This is a genomic window from Georgenia sp. 311, from assembly GCF_006151955.1.
Lineage (GTDB): Bacteria > Actinomycetota > Actinomycetes > Actinomycetales > Actinomycetaceae > Oceanitalea > Oceanitalea wutianyii.
In genome coordinates this window covers 1-1,031 of the sequence record NZ_VDFS01000062.1, presented here as the reverse complement: position 1 = coordinate 1,031, position 1,031 = coordinate 1, and the positions used below count along the sequence as shown (strand labels likewise).

Here is a 1,031-nt window from a genome sequence, read left to right as displayed (position 1 = left end):
CACCCAGACCCTCCCCGGCGGCTCGGAAGCGCCGTCGTCCGCACCCCCCACGGACGACGGCGCCTCCGAGCCGGACGGTGAACCGGTCCCGCAGGACGAAGGCCCAACGCACCCCGCCACACCTGCGCCGAGCGAGCCCGCAGCAGCCTGGCCACCAGCGGCGCAGGCCACCTCGGCGCCAGGGGCCACGGCCCCTCCTGGCGTCGCCGCCCCCGTCAGCGCGCCGGCCGCGCACACCGACCTCGCGGACGAGTCCTACGTCGTCCGGCCGGGCGACTCGCTGTGGGCGGTGGCCGCCCGCCACCTGGGCCCCGGCGCCACGGTGGCGGACGTCGCCGCGGAGTGGCCGCGCTGGTACGAGGCCAACCGCGACGTCGTCGGCGCCGACCCCGGACTCATCCACCCGGGCCAGCTGCTCCAGGCCCCCGAACCGAAGGACGTGCCATGACCGCTCCCACCACCCTCGCCCCCCGCCACGCCCCGACCGGCGGACCACCGGACGGCGCCCGCCCCTGGGACAGGGTGCGCTTCAGCGCCGAGACGGAGCCCGGGGCCGTCGAGCCGGAGACCGAGCCGGACCTCGACCAGCTCCCCCCGGTAGCCCCGTGGGCGGCGACCCTCGTGCGGGCAGCTGTCGAGGTGCTCACCGGCAGCCGGCCCACCGCCCAGCTCACCCGGTGGCTGTCCGCCGAGCTGTACGACCAGCTCGCCCGGCGCGCCGGCCTGGCCGTGCGGGTCCTCGGGCGGCCGGACCCCGCGCTGTGCGCCCGGGTGCGGCGGGTGCGCTGCACGCAGGTGCGGCCCGGGGTCCACGAGGCCGCCGTCGTCGTCCACGACGGCGTGCGGATCCGGGCGGCCGCAGTCCGGGTGGAGTGCCACCGCGGCCGCTGGCGCGCCACCGCCCTCGAGATCGGCTGACCACCCCCGCCCCGACAGCCGACTTCCGCCCGACAGCCGACTTCCGCCCGACAGCCGACTTCCGCACAGCCGACGTCCGCCGCGTGCCCCGGGCACAGGACCCGGGGCACGCG

The 1,031-nt window shown here is 78.8% G+C and carries 2 protein-coding genes; both read left to right on the top strand.

Features of this window, described 5'->3' with window-relative positions; all coding sequences use genetic code 11:
- Positions 1-448, top strand: a 448-nt coding sequence (locus FHE66_RS15640) for a LysM peptidoglycan-binding domain-containing protein (protein ID WP_176554784.1), incomplete at its 5' end; no start/stop codon positions are given.
- Entirely contained in the window at positions 445-918 is a 474-nt protein-coding gene (locus FHE66_RS13405) for an Rv3235 family protein (protein ID WP_139073481.1), read from the top strand. The genes FHE66_RS15640 and FHE66_RS13405, both read left to right, overlap by 4 nt.
- Positions 919-1,031: the final 113 nt, after the last annotated feature.